The 15,454-nt window shown below is 70.0% G+C and carries 13 protein-coding genes; 6 read left to right on the plus strand and 7 right to left on the minus strand.

What is annotated here, in order from left to right; translation table 11 throughout:
* Positions 1 to 45 precede the first annotated feature (45 nt).
* Both ACLQ26_RS27575 and ACLQ26_RS27580 read left to right on the plus strand, forming a co-directional pair.
* A complete protein-coding gene (locus ACLQ26_RS27575) occupies positions 46 to 744 on the plus strand; it encodes a response regulator (protein WP_425747244.1) in 699 nt (232 codons plus the stop codon).
* Positions 741 to 2,585, plus strand: a complete 1,845-nt coding sequence (locus tag ACLQ26_RS27580; RefSeq protein WP_425747245.1) for a sensor histidine kinase — start codon at positions 741 to 743, stop codon at positions 2,583 to 2,585. The genes ACLQ26_RS27575 and ACLQ26_RS27580 overlap by 4 nt, the downstream gene beginning before the upstream one ends.
* 37 nt (positions 2,586 to 2,622) lie before the next feature.
* Here the strand turns inward: ACLQ26_RS27580 and ACLQ26_RS27585 are convergent, their stop codons facing one another.
* The 6 genes from ACLQ26_RS27585 to ACLQ26_RS27610 all read right to left on the minus strand — a co-directional run bounded on the left by ACLQ26_RS27585 (position 2,623) and on the right by ACLQ26_RS27610 (position 8,822).
* Complete coding sequence (locus ACLQ26_RS27585; RefSeq protein WP_425747246.1) at positions 2,623 to 3,186, minus strand: dihydrofolate reductase family protein; 564 nt, start codon at positions 3,184 to 3,186, stop codon at positions 2,623 to 2,625.
* Positions 3,187 to 3,190: 4 nt separating this feature from the next.
* Positions 3,191 to 3,673 (minus strand): SRPBCC family protein, encoded by a 483-nt coding sequence (locus ACLQ26_RS27590; protein ID WP_425747247.1) that lies wholly within the window; start codon positions 3,671 to 3,673, stop codon positions 3,191 to 3,193.
* Complete coding sequence (locus ACLQ26_RS27595; RefSeq protein WP_425747248.1) at positions 3,670 to 4,044, minus strand: ArsR/SmtB family transcription factor; 375 nt, start codon at positions 4,042 to 4,044, stop codon at positions 3,670 to 3,672. Before ACLQ26_RS27595 ends, ACLQ26_RS27590 begins: the two co-directional genes overlap by 4 nt.
* A gap of 151 nt (positions 4,045 to 4,195) precedes the next feature.
* Positions 4,196 to 5,746 carry an alpha/beta hydrolase gene (locus ACLQ26_RS27600; RefSeq protein WP_425747249.1) on the minus strand — a complete coding sequence of 517 codons (1,551 nt, stop codon included), beginning with the start codon at positions 5,744 to 5,746 and terminating at the stop codon, positions 4,196 to 4,198.
* A 68-nt stretch (positions 5,747 to 5,814) separates the two neighbouring features.
* A complete protein-coding gene (locus ACLQ26_RS27605; RefSeq protein ID WP_425747250.1) occupies positions 5,815 to 8,643 on the minus strand; it encodes a BTAD domain-containing putative transcriptional regulator in 2,829 nt (942 codons plus the stop codon).
* Positions 8,643 to 8,822: a hypothetical protein gene (locus ACLQ26_RS27610; protein ID WP_425747251.1), complete on the minus strand. Its 180-nt coding sequence runs from the start codon at positions 8,820 to 8,822 to the stop codon at positions 8,643 to 8,645. The genes ACLQ26_RS27605 and ACLQ26_RS27610 overlap by 1 nt, the downstream gene beginning before the upstream one ends.
* Positions 8,823 to 8,899: 77 nt before the next feature.
* On the opposite strand from ACLQ26_RS27610, the gene ACLQ26_RS27615 reads away from it, so the two are divergent.
* Positions 8,900 to 10,078 carry an epoxide hydrolase family protein gene (locus tag ACLQ26_RS27615; protein WP_425747252.1) on the plus strand — a complete coding sequence of 393 codons (1,179 nt, stop codon included), beginning with the start codon at positions 8,900 to 8,902 and terminating at the stop codon, positions 10,076 to 10,078.
* A gap of 245 nt (positions 10,079 to 10,323) precedes the next feature.
* Here the strand turns inward: ACLQ26_RS27615 and ACLQ26_RS27620 are convergent, their stop codons facing one another.
* Complete coding sequence (locus ACLQ26_RS27620) at positions 10,324 to 10,959, minus strand: response regulator (RefSeq protein ID WP_425747253.1); 636 nt, start codon at positions 10,957 to 10,959, stop codon at positions 10,324 to 10,326.
* Between the two features lie 153 nt (positions 10,960 to 11,112).
* Here ACLQ26_RS27620 and ACLQ26_RS27625 point away from each other — a divergent pair, with 153 nt between their 5' ends.
* The 3 genes from ACLQ26_RS27625 to ACLQ26_RS27635 all read left to right on the plus strand — a co-directional run bounded on the left by ACLQ26_RS27625 (position 11,113) and on the right by ACLQ26_RS27635 (position 15,002).
* Complete coding sequence (locus ACLQ26_RS27625) at positions 11,113 to 11,244, plus strand: hypothetical protein (RefSeq protein ID WP_425747254.1); 132 nt, start codon at positions 11,113 to 11,115, stop codon at positions 11,242 to 11,244.
* Between the two features lie 145 nt (positions 11,245 to 11,389).
* Positions 11,390 to 12,679 (plus strand): sensor histidine kinase, encoded by a 1,290-nt coding sequence (locus tag ACLQ26_RS27630; protein WP_425747255.1) that lies wholly within the window; start codon positions 11,390 to 11,392, stop codon positions 12,677 to 12,679.
* Between the two features lie 193 nt (positions 12,680 to 12,872).
* On the plus strand, positions 12,873 to 15,002 hold the full coding sequence (locus ACLQ26_RS27635; protein ID WP_425747256.1) for an MMPL family transporter: 2,130 nt from the start codon (positions 12,873 to 12,875) through the stop codon (positions 15,000 to 15,002).
* Positions 15,003 to 15,454 lie beyond the last annotated feature (452 nt).

Here is a 15,454-nt window from a genome sequence, read left to right on the forward strand (position 1 = left end):
CTGGAAATCGGTTCGGTGCCGTACGGGCGGCCTATCATCGCCGGCATGTGTGCGATGGTCCTGGTCGCCGACGACGATCTGCGGCACGCGGAGGGGATCCGCCGCTACCTCGTCGCCGACGGCCACGAAACGATCGTGGTGCACGACGGGCGGGCTGCGCTGGAGGCCGCCCGCCGGGACCGGCCCGACCTGCTGATCCTGGACGTGATGATGCCGGGCCTGAACGGCTTGCAGGTGTGCCGCACGCTGCGGCAGGAGTCGGACGTGCTGGTGCTCATGCTCACCGCCCGCCGCACCGAGAGTGACCTGCTTCTCGGACTGGAACTCGGTGCCGACGACTACCTGACCAAGCCGTTCAGCCCACGCGAACTGGTGGCCCGCATTCGTACCCTCCTGCGCCGGGTGTCCCGGGGCGCTCCCGAGCACAGCGCCCGGGGTATCCGGCAGATCGGTCAGCTCAGCATCGATCCGGTCGGGCACCACGTGACTGTCAACGGCGAGCGGATCGAGTGCACCCGTGGCGAGTTCGCGATCCTGGCCGCCATGTCCGAGCAGCCGGACCGGGTCTTCACCCGGGCACAGCTGCTGCACCACACCCGTGGCCTCGACCGCAGCTCGACCGAGCGCACCATCGACGTACACGTGATGAACCTGCGCCGCAAGATCGAAGCCGATCCGAGACGTCCCGAACAGTTGCTCACCGTGCACGGTGTGGGCTACAAGCTGGCCGAGGGGCCGCCGTGAGCAGGGGTCAGGTGCCGCTGCGGCACAGTCTGGTGACCCGGCTGCTGGTCTCCTCGATGGTGATCGCGCTGGCCGCGATCTCGGCCACCGCCTGGCTGGCGGCGACGACCACCACCCGGGCGATCAACTACGAGCAGGGCGGCGCGGTCGCCGATCAGAGGGCCGTCTACCAGGCGCTGGTCGGCTACGCGGCCACCCACCACGACTGGTCCGGCGCCGCCACCATGGTTCAGTCGCGTGCCGCCAAGCTGGGTCGTCGCATCACGCTGACCACCGACGACCACGAGATCATCCTCGACTCGCAGGCCGGACCGCCGCTGCGGAACACCCGTCCGTCGGCCGTGGTGGATCCGCTCCACGTCGACCTGGGCCTGACCGGCGGCACCGAGCACATCGACGAGCGCGCCACCGGGCCCTATGTCGTGCCGGACGAAGACCGGTACGTGTTGGGCGAGGTGGCCAAGAACACCCTGACCTGCTTCAACAAGGTGGGCTACGACGGTGTCATCGAGATCGCGAACACCGGTCGCCCGAGCGTCGTCCTCACCACCGTCCGCCCCGAGGCCGAGCGGCCACTCACCGGGCCCGTGACCGAGAGCTGCGGGTTGGAGCTCGACAGCCTGGTCAGCCCGGCCGAGAAGAAGGCACTCCAGACGCTTACCACCCTGACCGCCCGCTGTCTCAGCCTCGGCGACCGCGCCTCCCAGTTGCGCATCACGCCGACCTTCAGGGCATATCTGGGCGAGTCAGCGATTGTCCGGACCGCGCACGAGAAGATCAAGGTGGCGCCGCCATCGCTGCTCAAGCCGGCCGGACCTGTAGGCGTCGTGCAGGGCTGCATCGAATCAGGGCGCAGGACGCAACTTCGACCGTACGTGGCACCCCGCGCGCTGCTGTTCGTCACCGCGCCGGGCAGCGGCCGCACCACGCTGAGCCTGTCCGGCGGCAGCATCGGTCGAATCGTGGCGGTCACCGGCGCTGTCCTGCTCGCCACCGTCGCAGCGACAGTGCTGATCGGCAGACGTCTCGTGCGGCCGCTGCGCAACCTCGCCGAGGCGGCCGAACTGCGCGTGCCCGCCCCGGTGTCCACCCGGGACGAGATCGGCCGGCTCGCGCGCGCCCTGAACGACTCCGCGGAACGCCGGGAACGGGCCGAGACGCAGCGACGCACCATGGTCAACGATGTGGCACACGAACTGCGTACCCCGCTCAGCAACATCCGCACCTGGTTGGAGGCGGCCCAGGACGACCTCGCTCCGACCGACGCCCAACTGCTGGCGCTGCTGCACGAGGAGGCTCTGCTGCTCCAGCACGTCATCGACGACCTCGGCGACCTGGCGGCGGCCGACGCGGGCACGCTGCGGATCAACCCGGAACCGACAGACCTGCGGCACGTCCTCGCGCACGTGGTCGACAGCCACCGGGGCAGCGCGTTCGCCGCCGGGGTACGCCTGGAACTCAGCGCCGTTGGCGATCCGGTGGTGCGAGCCGATCAGGTGCGCCTGCGGCAGGTGGTCGGAAACCTCATCTCGAACGCCATCCGCCACACCCCTTCCGGCGGCTCGGTCACTGTCGGCGTGAACGGCACGACCATTTCCGTACGGGACACCGGCGGCGGCATCGCCCCGGCCGACCTGCCGAAGATCTTCGACCGTTTCTGGCGGGCCGACGAGTCGCGCAGCCGGGTGACGGGCGGCAGCGGGCTCGGCCTGGCGATCGCGCGCCACCTCACCGAGGCACACGGCGGCACGATCGACGTGGAGAGCGAGCTCGGCCGGGGCACGCTCTTCACCGTCCGACTGCCGGACTCCGACTCACCTTTTCCCCACCGGCGTCAATGAGACTGTTCCCTGTCGGCGAACCGGACGGGGCCGTCGTTCACTGTCCGCGAGTGCGGTAGCGGAGCTGTACGACGCCGTTGCGGAACCGGCGCTCATCGAGGAGCTCGAGGTCGGCGCCCATGCCTGTCGGCAACCCTGGCTTGCCGGCGCCGACGACGACGGGCCAGATGAACAGCTGGCACTCGTCGACCAGCCCGGCCTGGAAAGCCCACGCCGCGAGGTTGGCACCCCCCACGGTGAGATCGCTGCTGGCCGTGGCCTTCAGCTCACGTACTGCGGCGGGCTCGAAACGGCGTTCGATCCGGGTGTCGGCTGTCGACACCGCCGCGAGGGTCGTGGAATACACGACTTTGCTCGCCGCCTGCCAGACGCTCGCGAAGTCGGCCATGAGGTCGGACTTCGCGGCCAGCGCGGGCTCGGTCTCCCAGACGGCCATCGCCTCGTACAGGCGCCGCCCGTAGAGAAACGTGCCCACCGACCGCAGGAGGTCGGTGTGGACCGCGAACAGCTCGTCATCGGCTGGACCGAAGTTGAAATCGCCGCGTTCGTCCTCGATGTAGCCGTCAAGCGACACGTTCGTCGCGTAAATCAGCTTTGCCATACCTCTACCTCTCAGCCGTAGCAGGGTGGACGGTCGCCAGCGCGGCGTCCAGCTTGGTGAACGCCTGACGCCAACCCTCGTCGCTGGGGTGCGCCAGATGTTCGGGGAGCCACTGGCGGATCTCCAGTCGCGTCCGCCCGTCAGGCTCGTCGTGGAACTCGACCCGCAGTCTCGTCTCGAACGGCTCGATGCCCTCCTGCAGCCGGCCACCGACGTGCATGACGCCGTCGAGCAGTTCGCCGTCGGCGACGTCGGTGAGGTCGATCTGGATGTGCACCCGAAGGCCGGGTTGGGCGGGATTGACCTCCGTCCACCGTTGGAAGCCGCCGGGGCGCACGTCGAACTCGATCTCGTCGCGCGGCAGCGAGTTGCCGATCGGGCCCCACCACGCCGCCAGGTGGTCGGGATCGGTGAAGGCTCGGTAGACGAGTTCCCGGGGCGCGTCGAAGACACGCGAGATGACGAGCTGCGGAGTTTCGGTGTTCATTCGAGCTCCCTGGGGTCGTCGGCCATCTGGTCCGTTGCTGCTCCGGCGGCCTGCACCGCGGCGAGGTGGGCATCGAGCCGGGTGAGCGACGAGTCCCAGAGCCGCCGGTAGCGCTCGATCCAGTCGGCCGCCTCCCGCAGCGGGCCGGCCTCAAGGTGACTCGCGCGCCACTTGCCCGACCGCGACCTCGAGATGAGCGCGGCGCGCTCGAGCACCTTGAGGTGCCGTGACACCGCCGGCATCGAGATCGACAGAGGAGCGGTGAGCTCGGTGACCGTGGCGTCGCGTGCGGCCAACTCGGCGATGATGGCCCGTCGGGTGGGGTCGGACAGCGCCGAGAACACCGCGCTGAGCTGATCGGTGCCCGCCATCGGAAGCTCCCCTCACTTAACCAACCAGTTAAGCGTATTGAGGCACGAGCCACGTTGTCAACGAACGAGGGGGGCGGAACGCCGTCCACCCCCCGCAGCACGAAGAACGAGCGCACCGCGACCCGGGCCGTCTCCGGCCTGAGCCGCGCCGTCAGGCCGGGGCGGCTGGGCAGCTCGCGCCTGCCGGCGGTACGGATCTCTCGATGAGGTACCGCTCCACGTAGGTCCGGGTGCACGCTGTCCGCGGGTAGCTGGCGTGACCCGACCCCTGGTAGGTGACGAGTGCGCCCCGGCTGCCGAGCTGGCCCACCACCCGTAGGGCCCCGTCGTACGGGGTGGCCGGGTCGTACCGTCCGTTGAGCACCAGAAGCGGGGCTCCGGTCTCCACCCGCAGCCGATGTTGGCTGTTGACCGCCATCCAGCCCAGGCAGATCGCGGCGAACCTGACGGTCAGTGGGGAGGCCCTCAGATGGGGTGCCGCGGCGCGGGACAGTTCGAGATACCGGTTCCATTCGGCGAAGCTGTCGACCGGCAACGACCAGTCCTGGCAGAACGCCGGTAGCGCGTACTCGGTCAGCTCCTGGTTGGTGTCGACCGGCACCATCGGGGACGCGAGCGAGGCGGGCTCGCCCCGCTCGAGCGCGAGGAGCATTGTCGCGAGGTCGGCCCAGGTCGCGTCGAAGAAGTTCACGAAGGTCGCGAACCCCAGCTCGAACCAGCTCAGCTTGGCGCCGGTGGACGCGTCGACAAGCGTGCCGGCGTCTGCGCGGCGCATCAGCCTGTCGAACAGCGCCGGTACGTCGCGTCCGTGCAGTGCGCAGCCAGGGGTCCGCTCGCACCAGGTGACGAACTCGTGGAACAGGGCCTCGTTACTGGCCGCCCCGCTGCGGAAGAACCTCTCGACCCCCTGGCTGTGGTCCATCACGCTGTCCATGACCAGTGCGCGGACGCGGTCGGGAAACATTTCGGCGTAGGACTGCCCGATCAGGGTGCCGTAGGACCACTGGTAGAAGCTGAGTTGCCGCTCGCCGAGCGCCGCCCGGACGGCGTCGGTGTCACGTGCGACGCTCGCACTGTCGATGTGGTCGAACAGTGGGCCGCTGTGCGCGCGGCAGTCGTCGCGCAACTGGCGGTTGTAGGTGCGGAGTCCGTCGAACTCCGCCGCGTTCGTGGGCGTCAGCGAGGGGTGCCGCGCCAGCAACGCCGACGAGCAGCGCACCGGTGCGCTACGGACGGTGCCCCGAGGATCGAAGCTGACGAGGTCGAAGCGACGCAGCACATCCGGCCCGATTTGGCTGGGAGCCGTCAGCACCGTGTCCACCCCGGACAGACCGGGACCGCCGGGGTTGAAGACCAGGACGCCGATGCGGGCCGCCGGGTCGGTGGCGGTACGTCGGGCCAGGGCCAGTGGGAAGGTTGCCCCTCCCGGCCGGGCCCAGTCCACGGGCAGGCGCAGGGTGCCGCAACGCGTGCCCGGATCGTCGGGCCGCTCCGGGCACGCCTGCCAGTCGATACGGCCACCCCAACCGCCGCCGGTGGCGTCGGCGGCGGCCGTCGGCGAGGTGCCCGCGAACGACGGCGGGGCGGTGAGCGACAGGGCGACGAGGACGGCGATGACGGTCCAGAGGCTGCGGAGGAGTGGCCGGCGTCGACGATCGACCCCGTTGGGATGCCAGAAGGTGGTTCTCTTCGTGGTCAGCATTCGCCCAGCCTGCCGACGCCCGGTCCACGTCGGATCCATGCCGGCGCGGGGTGGTCGGCGCAGGGCATTCAGCGGTACGACGCCAGCCGCTCGGACAGCACCGTGGCCTGCGGATGACCTATCCGATCGAGGATCGCCAACGCTTGCCGCCACAGGTCGACCGAGGCGTCGTGGTCGCCCACCGCCTGATGGGTGTCGCCGAGGTGGACGAGCGTGTCCGCCCTTCCGCACGGGTTCTCGACCTCCGCATAGAGCGCGAGGGCGCGCCGGTAGCAGTCGGCCGCGGTCGGATGCACGCCGAGGCCGTGGTACGCGAGGCCGAGACTGTCCCAGGTGTTGGCCGAGCCAAGCCGATCCTCGGCCTCCGCATAGAGCGCGAGCGCCCGTTCGCAGTAGGCGATGGCCTGTTCGTACTCGTCCAGCCGAGCATGGCCCCAGCCGAGCCCGTTGAGCGCCGCCGCCATGCCGCGCCGGTCACCGGTGCTGCTGGCCAGCGCCAGCGCCTGCCTGGCGTGCGGCAGGGCTGCGCGGGGGTCGCCCTCGGTGTCGAACAGCCAGGCGAGGTGCAGGTGTGCGCTGGCCTGTCCCGGGCGGTCGCCGACCTGGTCGCACAGAGACATGGAGCGCTGAAGGTGATGGTGGGCCGCACGGAACCGGCGGAGCTGGATGTACGCCAGCGCGAGGTCCCGGTGCGCCAGCGCCTCGACCAGTTGATGATCGCGGCGTTGCGCGACCGCGACCGCGGTGGCCTGCACGGCGGCCAGGTCATGCCACTGGGAGAGCTGGCTCAGCAGGGGAGTGAGGGCCTGGGCGAGCTGCCCGGCGTGCGCGTCGAAGCCGTGGGCGGCCGCGTCGTCGACGGCGGCCAGCAGTATCCGCTGTTCACTGCCGAACCAGGCGAGCGCAGCCCGATGATCGGCAACTGCCGGGGATGACGCGTCGGGGGGCACGGGCAGCGGATCCACCGGCTGCCAACCGGCGTCGACAAGCCTCGCCGCGTCACCGGCGACACGCAGGTAGTGGTCGAGCAGGCGCTTCCGGGCGGCTTCACGGTCGGCCGCCGAATCGTGCGCGTCGGTCATCTCCTCCCCGTAGGCGCGGAGAAGATCGTGACAGTGAAAGCGGTTGGGGGACCGCTCGGCCAGCATGTTCGCCCGGGTCAACTCGTCGAGCGCCGGCCTGATCAGGCGTGGCGGCGCGCCGGCGAGGCCAGCTGCCGCCGCCGCGCTGATGTCCGCCGCCGGGTGCAGGCTGAGCTGCCGGAACAACCGGGCCGCGGCCGGGCTGAGCAGGCGGTACGACCAGGAGAGCACGGTGCGCAGGTCGGTGGCAGCGTCGTCGGTGACCAGGGCGGAGAGCCCGCCCCGACTCGCCGCCAGGTCATCCGCGATGGCCTGGAGCGGGAATGTGGGCCGGGCGGCGGCGCGCGCGGCAACGATGGACAGGGCGAGGGGCAACCGTGCGGTACGGCTGACCAGCTCGTCCACCGCCGCCGGCTGGGCGGCGGCCCGCTGCGTTCCCAACCGGCGTACGAGCAGCTGGTGTGCTTCGGCGGTGCTGGGCAGGTCCAGTGCGACCGGATGTGCGCCTTCGGCGGCGACCAGGCCCGGCAGTGTGTGGCGACTCGTCACGAGCACGGCGCAGCGGGCCGACCCGGGAAGCAGCGGCCGCACCTGTTCGGCGTCGCGCGCGTTGTCGAGCAGAACGAGCAGCCGCCGGTCCGCGGTCAGGCTGCGGTACAGGGCGAACTGGGCCGCCGGTTCGGCGGGGATCTCCAGCGGCTTGACGCCAAGGGCCGGAAGGAGTGAGCGTACGACGACGGCCGACGGTGACGCCTCCTGCGCGGAGCTGCCGAAACCGCCCAGGTCGACGTGGAGTTGCCCGTCGGGGAAGTGGCGCAGGTTGTCGTGTGCCCACCGCAGAGCCAGCCACGTCTTCCCGACGCCGCCGGTGCCGGTGACGACCACGGTGCCGGCTGGACCCGCGTCACCGAGCAGCAGCGTCGTGAGTTGAGCCAACTCGCGGGCCCGGCCGGTGAACAGCGTCGGCGGGGCCGGCAACTGCCGAGGGACGACCTGCGGGGTGGGTTCCTCCGCCGGCCGCGTCCCAGGCGTCAACAGCTCCCGGTCGGCCCGCAGGATGCGGGTGTGCAGGTGTTGGAGATCGGGACCCGGCTCCACCCCCACCTCGTCGGCGAGCAGCCGATGGAGCTTGCGGTACGTCGTCAGCGCGTCGGCGCGCCGGCCGGCCCGGGCCAGGGCCACCATCAGCTGCCCCCACGGACGTTCACGAAGTGGGTCCCCGTCGATCTGCGTCCGGAGCGGCTCGATCAGCTCGTTGTGCCTTCCGATCCGCAACTGGAGGTCGGCGACCTCCTCCAGCAGACTCGACCGCTGCTCCTGGAGCCGTGTTCGGACGGAGAGCAGCACTCCGAAGCCGGGGAGACCCGCGAACGGCTCGCCACGCCACAGCGCCAGCGCCGCCTCGAACGCCCGCAGGGCATCGGAGCAGCGGTCCTGGCGCAACGCGTGGTACCCGCGCTGGGTGAGGTCGTCGAAGGCCGCGCTGTCCAACGCCTGTGCGTCGAGGATGAGACGGTAGCCGGTGGTCCCGGCGCGGATGGTCGGTTCGGGGGCGCCGGCGGAGTGCAGCACCCGACGCAGCGCCCAGATGTAGGTCTTCACGTTGCCAGCCGCTGTCTTCGGCGGGCGTCCCTGCCACAGCTCGTCGACGAGCTTGTCGATGGACCATGCGGTGCCCGGCTGCGCCATCAGGATGGCAAGCAGGCGCACCCGCAACGGCGTGCCGAGGGCCAGCGGCGCTCCGCCGGAGGACCGCACCTCCACCGGCCCGAGTAGGCGGTACCGCATCGCCGGAGTCCCCCGCGCAGGGTCCATCACATCATCGTACGGACCCGACCCGTTGCGGCCGGCCATCGTGTGGCCCGGGCAGAAGAAGTGAGGTCGAAGGCCAGCGTGAGCAGGTCGATCAGGGGCGCCGCGGGTGAGTGTGGGTCGCGACATGCCGCCGCCCGCCAGACGCCGCGTTGCTTGTCGACCTGGGCGGAGGTTGTCATGATCCGTCCATGACAACACCTCTTGGCGCGGACGGCGGTGTCCTCGCCGTCCGTGGTTCGGCGAGGCGGTGCGGCTCATGATTCTCTCGTCGCAGGAGCCGAGGAGTGTCGAGCCGTTCCGGGTGCACGCCAGCCCTGAGGAGTTGGAGGACCTTCGTGCGCGTCTGCGCGCGACGCGCTGGCCGGACGCGCCGCAGGACGCTGGGTGGTCGCTGGGCACAGACATCACCTATCTGCGCGACCTCGTCGACTACTGGGCGGAGGAGTTCGACTGGCCGGCGCAGGAGACAGCTCTCGCGCGCCTGCCGCGCTTTCGTACGCGGATCCGGGAGATTGGCGTCTCGTTCATTCATGCGCGTGCCGTCGCGCCGGTCGGGCCGGTGCTGCCGCTGGTCCTCTGCCACGGATGGCCGGACTCGTCGTGGCGCTACGAGAAGGTGGTGCCCCTGCTCACCGACCCCGGCGCGTTCGGCGCGGACCCGGCCGACGCCTTCGACGTGGTCGTGCCGGACATGCCGGGATTCGGGCACTCGGACACTCCTGTGGGAGGACCCCTCGACTCGATCGCGGTCGCCGACCTGTGGTCCGAGCTGATGACCACGCTCGGTCACGCGAGTTTCGGTGCCGTGGGAGGGGACATCGGCAGCTCAGTGAGCCGCTACCTCGCCCTGAACCATCCCGGGCGAGTCGTTGCCGTACACCGCGTGGAGGCCAGCCTCCCGGTTCTCACCGCCGTTGACCTCGCACCGGAGGAGCGGGCCTGGCTCGACACCGCCGCCGCGTGGAAGGCCAGCGAAGGCGCGTACGCCGAGATGCACCGCACCAAGCCGCAGACCGCCGCCGTGGGGCTTACCGACTCACCCGCCGGACTGGCCGCATGGATCGTCGAGAAGCTGCGGTCATGGAGCGACTGTCACGGCGACATCGAGCAGAGCTTCACCAGGGACGAGATCCTCACCCTGCTCACGCGCTACTGGCTGACCGGAACGATCGGCTCGTCTATGCGCATGTACGCCGCCAACGCCGCGATCCCACCGGAACAACACGCCCGCAGGGTCGAAGTACCGTCCGGCTTCGCGCTCTTCCCCGGCGACACGCTCCACCCGCCGCGCGCCTGGCTCGAGCGCACGGCCAACGTCGTACGCATCACCGAGCTCGACAGGGGTGGCCACTTCGCGCCCTTTGAGGAGCCCCAGCTGTACGCGCAGGAGCTGCGCGAATTCTTCCGGCCCTACCGGTCGGCCGGCCGGACCTGACCAAGTCCGCGTGGGCTACTCGGGAGGGAACTTCGGCAGGTTGAAGACGGAGGAGGCCATGGCGTTGCGGTTCGAGCATCGCGACACCGAGGTCGACGTGAGCCTCGTCGACCGCGTGTGGCGCACCCGCTCTGACGCCGAGGAGACGATGACGTCCGCGGCAGGCGGCTCGTTCCGCACTGGGCCCGTGCGTGGGCGTCCTGGTCGGTTTTGCTGAGTCTCGTCGCGGTGTGCGCCGGCCTGGCTCACTGGCCCAGGTAGGCGAGCACCGCCATCACGCGCCGGTTGTCGTCGGTGGACGGCGGTAGCTTCAGCTTGGCCAGGATGCTGTTGATGTTCTTGGCGATCGCCTTCTCGGTCACGAACATGGTGGCCGCGATCGCCGCGTTGGACCGGCCCTGCGCGACCAGCGCCAGCGTCTCCAGCTCCCGGGCGGTCAGCTGGGCCAGATGGTCGCTGCGGCGCACCATGCCGGAGACCACGTCCTCGTCCATCACCGTGCCGCCGCCGGCTACCGTCCGCAGCGCCGAGATGAACTGCTCGCCGTCGAACACCCGGTCCTTGAGGAGATAGCCGACGGCGCCCGCGCCGTCGGCGAGCAACTCGGTGGCGTAGAGCTGCTCGACGTACTGGGAGAGCAGCAGCACCGGCAGGCCGGGACGCAGCCGCCGGCCCTCGATCGCGGCCTGCAGTCCCTCGTCGGTGAACGTGGGCGGCAGCCGGATGTCGATCAGGGCGAGGTCGAAATCCTCCGTGCTCAGAGCGTCGCGCAGTTCGGGCCCGCTAGTCACCGCGGTGACCACCTCGTCGCCGTGCGCCTCAAGTAGCTTGACCAGGCCCTCACGTAGCAGGAACTGGTCCTCCGCGAGTATCAGGCGCACCGGTGTCTCCCCCCGTGTCTTCCGCGGCACTCCTCCGCCGGGCCTGCCGACGATTGTGCACCTGCGCGGCCGCTCGTACTTCCTGCGGTTCTGGCCGGGCACGCGATCAGTGACACCGTCGCCGGGATCGCGGGGTCGCTCGCGGTGAGCGGCGTGTCCAACCTGGACTTCACAACCTCAGCCGTGCCGGGCTGGCTGCGCCCGGTGGTGGACTGGAACCCGATGAGCGCGTTGCTACTGGGCACGAGCTGGCTCAGCGTACGGCACCTGCGTGCCGCCGACTGACGGCCGAACGGTAAGGAGCGGGGGTCCTCCGCACCGCTACAGACGCGAGGGCCGGCACCCGCGATTGTGGTCCTACGACCACTGTCCTCGAGGGTCTCGATCGGCATACTTGAGACAACACAGAAAAAGACGGGGAGAGCCCGGAATGGCTGCCGACAAAGGCCGAAACAACGTTACCAACCCCAATGCGGGCACGGCTCTGCTGCGCGGTGCCGCACTGACCGGCCTGGCGATTACCGAGGCCCTGCAGTTGCTCTGGATCAGCCTCTGCGTGTGCCTGACCGTGGTCGGCATCGGGGTTCCGCTGCTGCCCCGGGCGATCAACGGAGCCCGCTCGCTGACGGCCCTGCAGCGCCGGCTGGCCCGCCAATGGACCGGCGTCACCGCAGAGGAGGAGTATCTCCCACTGCCGGACCGCCCCGGCTTCGTCGGCGACCTGCATCGGGCCTGGACCATGCTGGGCGACCGCTCCACCTGGCGCGACCTGCGCTGGCTGCTGGTCAACCCGTTCGTCGGCCCGGTGCTCGGCTTCCTGCCGGTCGTCGCGATCGTCGAGGGTCTCTGGGGCCTGACCCTCCCGTTCATCTGGGAAATCGCCGAGAAGGACTGGGGCTGGGACGACATCTGGTTCGCCTTCATCCCGGTGAACAGTCAGACCACCGCGTGGCTGGCCGCCGGCCTCGGCCTGGTCGAGATCTTCGTCGGCGTGATCCTGGCCCGGGTGCTTCAGCGAGTGCACGGCCGCTGGGCCGGTGCCATGCTCGACGGCCGCAGCCGCGCCGAACTGGCCCGGCGGGTGCAGCACCTGGCCGTCACCCGGTCGGACGCGGTGAGCCATCAGGCCGCCGAGATCAAGCGGATCGAGCGTGACCTGCACGACGGTGCCCAGGCTCGACTGGTCTCGATGGGCATGACCCTGGCGGCCGTCGAGACGCTGCTGCAGAAGGACCCGGAGCAGGCCCTGGCCATGGTCACCGACGCCAAGAACAGCTCGGCGACCGCGCTGCGGGAGCTGCGCGACCTGGTCCGCGGAATCCACCCGCCGGTGCTGGCCGACCGCGGTCTGGTCGACGCGGTGCGAGCCCTGGCCATGTCGCTGCCGCTGCGGGTCGAGGTCACCGCGGACGTGCCCGGCCGGGTGACACCGCCGGTCGAGTCCGCCGTCTACTTCGTGGTCTCCGAACTCCTGAACAACGTCATCAAGCACGCCCACGCCACCCACGCCAGCGTCGACATGCGTTACGTCGACGGCAAGCTGCGGGTCACCGTGCACGACAACGGCGTGGGCGGCACCGACCCCGAGCGCGGCACCGGCCTCAAGGGCATCGAGCGCCGGCTGCTCCCCTTCGACGGCGTCGTCACGGTGTTCAGCCCGGCGGGCGGCACCACCGACGTCGCGGTCGAGGTGCCCACCGAAATCGTCACCGCCGATTGATCCTGCCGGCACAACAATCCCCGGCGTACCGCCGAATCAAACGAATGTGAATCGCTCTGTACCGCTCCGCGAATCGGAGCGCGGGCCGGGCTGCGCAGAGAGAGGCTTGAAAATGTCGGGAAATAAAACGGCGGTCGCGACCAGGGTGGCCACCTGGAGTGCGCTGAATCCGTGGAAGGCGACAATTGTCTGGGTGGTATTCGTGGTGGCGGCCGTGCTCGCCGGCAGCGCCACCGAGACCCGCCAGGCCATCGAGGCCGAACTGCAGGTCGGCGAGGCCGCCACGGCCGCCCGGATCATCGATGACGGCGGCCTGCAGGACCCGTCCGTGGAGAACATCCTGATCACCAGGACCGGCGGCGGCCGGCTCGACACCGCAGAGGCCACCCGGGCCACCGACGAGCTCACCCGCCGCCTGGGCGCCGTCCCCGAGGTGGAGTCGGTCGCCAAGTCGGTGCCCGCCGAGAACGGCGCGGCGGTCCTGCTGCAGGTCACCATGAAGGGTGACTTCGACACCGCCGGCGAGCGGGTGGCCCCGCTGCAGAAGGTCACCACCGAGGTGCAGGGCGCCCACCCGGACCTGCTGGTCGAGCAGGCCGGATCGGCCTCGATCAACAGCCAGTTCGATGAGTGGATCGGCAAGGACATCGCCAAGGCCACCACGATCAGCGTGCCGGTGACCCTGATCATCCTGGTGGTGGCGTTCGGCTCGCTGCTGATGGCCGCCGTCCCGGTGCTACTCGCGCTCTCCGCGGTGCTGTCGGTGCTGGGTCTCTGGGCGCTCGCCTCGCAGGTAGTGCCGGACCCGGGCATGGTGCCCGACATCATCGTGCTGATGGGCATGGCGGTCGGCGTCGACTACTCGCTGTTCTACCTGCGCCGTTACCGCGAGGAGCGCCGCGCCGGGCGGGAGAACGTCGCCGCCGTGGAGATCGCCGCGGCCACCTCCGGGCACGCGGTGCTGGTCTCCGGCGTCGCCGCGATCCTGTCGATGGGTGCCCTCTACCTCGCCGGTGACGCCGTCTTCGCGGCCATCAGCACCGGCGCCATCCTGGTCATCGCGGTCGCCATGCTGGCGTCGATCACCGTGCTGCCGGCCCTGCTGGCCAAGTTCGGCCCGCGGATGATGCGGCCGCGCCGCCGCTGGCTGCGCTGGCTGCCCGACAGCAACACCTCGACCCGCAGTCCGCGGCTGTGGAACGCCCTGCTCGGCCCGGTTCTGCGGCACCCGGTCGTCGCACTGGTCCTCTCGGTCGGCGCCCTGGTGGCGCTGGCGGTGCCGGCCGCGAGCACTGACCTCAAGTCGACCCAGATCAGCGACTTCCCGCGCAGCCTGTCCACGATGACCACCTACGACCGGGTGACCGAGAACTTCCCGTCGTCTGGAAACACCATCCAGGTCGCCGCCGAGATCCCCTCTGGTGACGTCGCCGCACTGCGGACCCGGTTCGACCAGCTGGCCGAGCGGGCGCAGCAGGACGAGGCGTTCCGCTCCGGGCTGGCGCCACAGATCCGCTACTCCCCGGACGGCCGGGTCGGTGTGCTCGAGCTGAACACCCCGTACAAGGCCGACTCGGACCAGGCCCACGACGCGGTCGACCGGCTGCGGGACACGATCGTGCCGGCCACCGTCGGCGGCCTGTCCGGCGCCGAGGTCGCGGTCGGCGGCGAGGCCGCCTCGGACATGGACTACACCGCCAACCTCAACGAGAAGCTGCCGTGGGTGGTCGCCGCAGTGCTACTGCTGACCTTCCTGGTGATGCTGCTGGCGTTCCGCTCGGTCGTGATCGGCCTGACCACGGTCTTCCTCAACCTGCTCTCGGCCGCAGCCTCGTTCGGCGTGCTCGCGCTGGTCTTCCAGGGCACCTGGGCCGAGGGCCTGCTCGGCTTCACCTCGACCGGCCACGTGGTCTCCTGGGTGCCGATGCTGCTGTTCGTGGTTCTGTCCGGGCTGTCGCTCGACTACCACGTCTTCGTGGTCACCCGGATCCGCGAGGAGGTGGCGTCCGGGATGACCACCCGCAACGCGATCGCCTCCGGCATCACACGCACCGCAGGCGTGGTGACGAGCGCGGCGATCGTCATGGTGGCGGTCTTCTCGATCTTCGGCACGCTCAGCTTCATCGAGCTCAAGCAGATCGGTGTCGGCCTAGCCGTCGCGATCGTGCTCGACGCCACCATCATCCGGGTGGTCGTCCTGCCGGCGCTGATGGCGCTGCTGGGACAGGGCAACTGGTGGCCCGGCCTGCACCGCAGGGGGGCCGTTCCGCCGCAGACCAGCGTCGAGAGCGCGGCAGCGGAGGTGTCCACCTCCGCACGATGATGATCAAATTCAGTCAGACAAAGATCTTGTTGTGAACGGCCCAGGCCCTCGCAGCCTGGGCCGTTTTCGCACTTCACGCCGATCAGCAGGACGTCAGCGGACAGTCAGCCCGAACTGTCAGAGTGGGGTCACAACGGCTCCTCGGCACCTGCCGGCAGTGCCCTTCCGCCGGCAGCTCAGAGGAGTAATCGTGACCAACCCGTCTTGACGGATCGACGCGATGGCCGTCTCCACATCTACGCAACGCGCCCTCACGGGCAGTCGTACACCACTCCCCTGGACGTTGCCAGAAAAAGGCCGTGACCCACGTTTCCACAGGTCACGGCCCTTCAAAGAAGTGCGCCCGAAGGGACTCGAACCCCTAACCTTCTGATCCGTAGTCCGCACCCATCAGATGCTCTCTACGCTGCGTAACCAACACTTCGCACGTGCCGCTGAGTGCTTCTGCGTGC

Source organism: Micromonospora sp. DT43 (assembly GCF_049841645.1).
GTDB lineage: Bacteria > Actinomycetota > Actinomycetes > Mycobacteriales > Micromonosporaceae > Micromonospora.

Coding starts and splice junctions, on each gene's coding strand:
- ACLQ26_RS27605 (WP_425747250.1), bottom strand. CDS start 8,643: ATGGACCCTGCGCGGGGGACTCCGGCGATGCGGTACCGCCTACTCGGG.
- ACLQ26_RS27585 (WP_425747246.1), bottom strand. CDS start 3,186: ATGGCAAAGCTGATTTACGCGACGAACGTGTCGCTTGACGGCTACATC.
- ACLQ26_RS27615 (WP_425747252.1), top strand. CDS start 8,900: ATGATTCTCTCGTCGCAGGAGCCGAGGAGTGTCGAGCCGTTCCGGGTG.
- ACLQ26_RS27630 (WP_425747255.1), top strand. CDS start 11,390: ATGGCTGCCGACAAAGGCCGAAACAACGTTACCAACCCCAATGCGGGC.
- ACLQ26_RS27575 (WP_425747244.1), top strand. CDS start 46: ATGTGTGCGATGGTCCTGGTCGCCGACGACGATCTGCGGCACGCGGAG.
- ACLQ26_RS27595 (WP_425747248.1), bottom strand. CDS start 4,044: ATGGCGGGCACCGATCAGCTCAGCGCGGTGTTCTCGGCGCTGTCCGAC.
- ACLQ26_RS27590 (WP_425747247.1), bottom strand. CDS start 3,673: ATGAACACCGAAACTCCGCAGCTCGTCATCTCGCGTGTCTTCGACGCG.
- ACLQ26_RS27610 (WP_425747251.1), bottom strand. CDS start 8,822: ATGACAACCTCCGCCCAGGTCGACAAGCAACGCGGCGTCTGGCGGGCG.
- ACLQ26_RS27600 (WP_425747249.1), bottom strand. CDS start 5,746: ATGCTGACCACGAAGAGAACCACCTTCTGGCATCCCAACGGGGTCGAT.